This window comes from Aldersonia kunmingensis, from assembly GCF_001646865.1.
In the GTDB taxonomy this organism is placed as follows: Bacteria; Actinomycetota; Actinomycetes; order Mycobacteriales; family Mycobacteriaceae; genus Aldersonia; species Aldersonia kunmingensis.
In genome coordinates, this window is record NZ_LRRB01000060.1 from 1 (window position 1) to 4,702 (window position 4,702).

3 protein-coding genes and 1 pseudogene are annotated in these 4,702 nt (G+C 65.8%); all 4 read left to right on the top strand.

Annotated features, from left to right (window positions below):
• A pseudogene (locus tag A8G08_RS27380) lies at positions 1-446 on the top strand (N-methylproline demethylase); the annotation flags it as partial.
• Positions 447-620: 174 nt separating this feature from the next.
• Entirely contained in the window at positions 621-1,706 is a 1,086-nt protein-coding gene (locus tag A8G08_RS04475; protein WP_068270681.1) for an S-(hydroxymethyl)mycothiol dehydrogenase, read from the top strand.
• Positions 1,703-2,335, top strand: coding sequence for an MBL fold metallo-hydrolase (locus A8G08_RS04480; RefSeq protein WP_068270683.1), 633 nt, complete (start codon positions 1,703-1,705; stop codon positions 2,333-2,335). Before A8G08_RS04475 ends, A8G08_RS04480 begins: the two co-directional genes overlap by 4 nt.
• A 4-nt stretch (positions 2,336-2,339) precedes the next feature.
• Positions 2,340-4,640 (top strand): FdhF/YdeP family oxidoreductase, encoded by a 2,301-nt coding sequence (locus tag A8G08_RS04485; RefSeq protein ID WP_425394526.1) that lies wholly within the window; start codon positions 2,340-2,342, stop codon positions 4,638-4,640.
• Positions 4,641-4,702 lie beyond the last annotated feature (62 nt).

Genomic DNA, 4,702 nt, shown 5'->3' on the forward strand with positions numbered 1-4,702 from the left:
GCGGTGTCCCGGTCGAATTCGTCACGCCGGAGCGCACTTTGGCGCCGGACGTGGGTGGGGTGAACTACCCGGGCTACTTCAAGGTGTTCGCCGAGCACGACGTGCGGATCACTCTGAACGAGCGACTCACCGGCGTGCGCCGCAAGGACGGCCGGCTCGAGGTCGATCTGTACAACGAGTACGCGCGCGCCACCCGGCAGCGGCTCGTCGACCAGGTTGTCGTCGAGCACGGCACGCTGCCGCAGGACGAGTTGTACTTCTCCCTGGTGTCCGGCTCGTCGAACCTCGGCGAGGTGGATCAGCAGGCGCTGCTCGATCTGCGTCCCCAGCAGGTGCTCCGCAATGAGGAGGGCGGCTACCAGCTCTTCCGTATCGGGGACGCCGTTGCGAGCCGCAATATTCACGCCGCGATCTACGACGCCTTCCGGTTGTGTCTCGTCCTGTGATCCCGGGAACTTTCGCGTGCGTATTGCTAATATACTAGACAGATACCAACTGATATTGCAGACTGAAGCAGTGTCGTCGGCGTACCCAACTCGCCGATCCGTGAATCGGACATCGTCCGACCACAATCAGCCCGGCAGATGCGGGCACCGTCACACAATCCAAGGAGTTACCCAATGCCACAGCAAGTTCGCGGTGTGATTGCCCGTTCCAAGGGTGCGCCGGTAGAGGTCGCGACCATCAACATTCCCGATCCCGGACCCGGTGAGGCGATCGTGCGCGTCCAGGCGTGTGGCGTCTGCCACACCGACCTCACCTACCGCGAGGGCGGCATCAACGACGAGTTCCCGTTCCTGCTCGGACACGAGGCCGCGGGCATCGTGGAGGAGATCGGCGCAGGTGTGGACTCGGTCGAGGTCGGTGACTTCGTCATCCTGAACTGGCGTGCCGTGTGCGGTCAGTGCCGCGCCTGCAAGCGCGGGCGTCCGCAGTACTGCTTCGACACCCACAACGCGACGCAGAAGATGACGTTGGAGGACGGCACCGAACTCACCCCGGCGCTGGGCATCGGCGCGTTCGCCGACAAGACCCTGGTTCACGCGGGCCAATGCACGAAGGTCGATCCCGACGCGGACCCGGCCGTCGTCGGACTGCTCGGGTGCGGTGTGATGGCCGGTCTCGGTGCCGCGGTCAACACCGGCAACGTCTCGCGCGGCGACTCGGTTGCCGTGATCGGCTGCGGCGGCGTCGGTGACGCCGCGATCATGGGCGCCCGGCTCGCGGGTGCGTCGCCGATCATCGCGATCGACCGCGATCCCCGGAAGCTGGAGTGGGCCAAAGAACTTGGCGCCACCCACACCATCAATGCGACCGAGGTCGACACGGTGGAGGCCGTGCAGGAACTGACCGGTGGGTTCGGCGCCGACGTCGTGATCGACGCGGTTGGCCGCCCGGAGACCTACACGCAGGCCTTCCACGCCCGCGATCTCGCCGGCACCGTGGTCCTGGTCGGTGTGCCGACGCCCGACCTGATGCTCGAGATGCCGCTGATCGACTTCTTCTCCCACGGCGGATCCCTGAAGTCCTCGTGGTACGGCGACTGCCTGCCCGAGCGGGACTTCCCGATGCTCGTCGACCTCTACCAGCAGGGTCGGCTGCCGCTGGAGCGCTTCGTGTCCGAGCGGATCAAGCTCGACGAGGTCGAGGACGCGTTCCACACGATGCACGCCGGTGAGGTGCTGCGTTCGGTGGTCGAGCTGTGAGCGGGCCACTCAGGATTGATCGGGTGGTGACGTCGGGGCAGTTCAGTCTCGACGGGGGCACGTGGGATGTCGACAACAACGTGTGGGTCGTCGGTGACGACGACGAGGTCGTGGTCATCGACGCCGCGCACAATGCCGCGCCGATCATCGAGACCGTCGCCGGGCGGCACGTCAACGCCGTGATCGTCACCCACGGTCACAACGACCACGTCACCGTCGCACCGGAATTGGCCGAAGCGCTGTACTGCCCGATCCTGATGCACCAGGGCGACGACGTGCTGTGGAAGGCCACCCACCCCGAGGCGCCGTACTGGCACCTCGACGGTGACCAGCGCGTGGGCGTGGCGGGCACCCAGTTGCAGGTGATCCACTCACCCGGCCACTCGCCCGGTTCGGTGTGCCTGTACCTGCCGGAGGCCGACGTGTTGTTCTCCGGGGACACGTTGTTCTCCGGTGGACCTGGCGCCACTGGACGCTCCTACAGCGACTTCCCGACCATCATCGAATCGATTCGGGACCGCCTGTTCGCCCTGCCGGAGGACACCCGCGTGTACACCGGCCACGGCGACCACACCACGATCGGAACTGAAGCGCCGCATCTGGCCGAGTGGATCGCACGGGGGCACTGACATCGTGAACAAGCCCGACCGGTACATCTTCGACGAGGACGATGTCGTCGTCACGCACGAGAAGTCCTATGCCGCAGGTGTTCCGGCGGTGCTTGTTTCGATGCGCCGCGCGATGGAACAGATGGGTCCGGTCCGGACCGCGCGGACATTCTTGAAGCTGAACCAGCGCAACGGTTTCGACTGCCCTGGTTGCGCGTGGCCGGAAACCCCGGGACACCGCAAGCACGCCGAGTTCTGCGAGAACGGTGCCAAGGCCGTCGCGGAGGAGGCGACCACCCGCCGCGTGGGTCCGGAGTTCTTCGCCGCTCACCCGGTCGCGGAGTTGCTCGAGCACACCGACTACTGGCTGGGCCAGCAAGGGCGGCTCACCCATCCGATGGTGTTGCGTCCCGGCGCTACCCACTACGAGCCGATCGAGTGGGACGAGGCATTTGCGGTGATCGCCGACGAGCTGCGACGACTCGAGTCACCGGATGAGGCCGCGTTCTACACCTCGGGACGCACCTCGAACGAGGCAGCCTTCGTCTACCAGTTGCTCATCCGCGCCTACGGCACGAACAACATGCCGGACTGCTCGAACATGTGCCACGAATCCTCGGGCACCGCACTGGTGGACAGCATCGGGATCGGCAAGGGCTCGGTGTCGGTTCCCGATCTCGAGCACGCGGACCTGATCCTCATCGCCGGCCAGAATCCGGGCACCAATCATCCCCGCATGCTGTCGGTGCTGGAGAAGTCGAAAGCCAACGGCGCCAAGGTGATCGCGATCAACCCGCTGCCCGAGGCCGGTCTGCTGCGGTTCAAGGACCCGCAGAAGGTGCACGGCGTTGTCGGCGACGGTGTCGCGATCGCGGATGATCTGCTGCAGATCCGGATCGGCGGCGACCAGGCGCTGTTCCAGGGCCTGGCGAAACTGATACTCGAGGCCGAAGACCGCAACCCGGGCACCGTGCTGGACCGCGAATTCATCGCCGAGCACACCGCCGGGTTCGAGGCCTACGCCGAGCACATGCGCAACGTCGACTTGGACACCGTCATCGAGGCGACGGGTCTATCCCTGGATCAGTTGCACGCCACCGCGGATGCGCTGGTTGCTTCGGAGAAGACGATCATCTGCTGGGCGATGGGGCTGACCCAGCAGACGCACGGTGTGGCAACGATCCAGGACGCCACGAGTCTGTTGTTGCTGCAGGGGATGATTGGCAAGCCCGGTGCGGGCGTGTGCCCGGTCCGCGGCCACTCGAATGTGCAGGGTGACCGGACGATGGGTATCTGGGAGAAGATGCCCGAATCGTTCCTCGCCGCGCTCGACACCGAGTTCGGCATCACCAGTCCGCGCGAGCACGGCTACGACGCCGTTGACGCAATCCGTGCGATGCGCGACGGCCGGGTGTCGGTGTTCATGGCGATGGGCGGCAACTTCGTGGGTGCCACCCCGGACACCGACGTCACCGAGGCTGCGCTGCGCAACTGCGCGCTGACCGTCCAGGTATCGACGAAACTCAATCGCTCCCACCTCGTCACCGGCGAGACGGGACTGATCCTGCCGTCGCTGGGCCGCACCGACAAGGATCTGTCCGGCGGTCGTAAGCAGCTTGTCACGGTGGAGGATTCGATGTCCGCGGTGCATATCTCGCGCGGCGGTCTCAAGCCCGCCGGCAAGGAGTTGCGCAGCGAGGTCGCGATTGTGTGCGGCCTGGCCGAGGCGCTGTTCGGCAACGATCACTCCATCCCGTGGACGGAGTTCGTTGGCGACTACGACCGGATCCGTGACTCGATCTCGCGGGTGGTGCCGGGGTTCGAGGATTTCAACACCCGGGTGCGTCAGCCCGATGGCTTCGTCCTGCCGCACCCGCCCCGCGACGAGCGGCGGTTCGAGACCCGTACGGGCAAGGCGAACTTCGCGGTTCACGCTTTGCATTGGGTTCCGGTCCCGCCCGGGCGGCTGATTCTGCAGACGATGCGCAGCCACGACCAGTACAACACCACCATTTACGGCCTCGATGACCGCTACCGCGGCGTGAAGGGTGGGCGGCGAGTGGTGTTCATCCATCCCGACGACATCACCGCGCTCGGTTTCGCCGAAGGCGATCGGGTGGACCTGGTGTCGGAATGGGAGCTTGCCGACGGCGTCGAGGAGCGACGAGCCAAGGACTTCCGGCTCGTGCCGTACCCGACACCGCGGGGCAATGCTGCGGCGTACTACCCGGAAACCAATCCGTTGGTTCCGCTCGATCACGTTGCACGCGAATCCAATACGCCCGTCTCGAAGGCGGTCACGGTCCGGCTGGAACGGCAGTCCTGATGGGACGGGTCACAACACGCACCCGGATCACACGGATCGATGCCGCGAAGCATGTGGCCCGG

Bases quoted from the DNA above. Each gene is read 5' to 3' on its own strand.
- A8G08_RS04475 (WP_068270681.1), top strand. From the start codon at position 621: ATGCCACAGCAAGTTCGCGGTGTGATTGCCCGTTCCAAGGGTGCGCCG.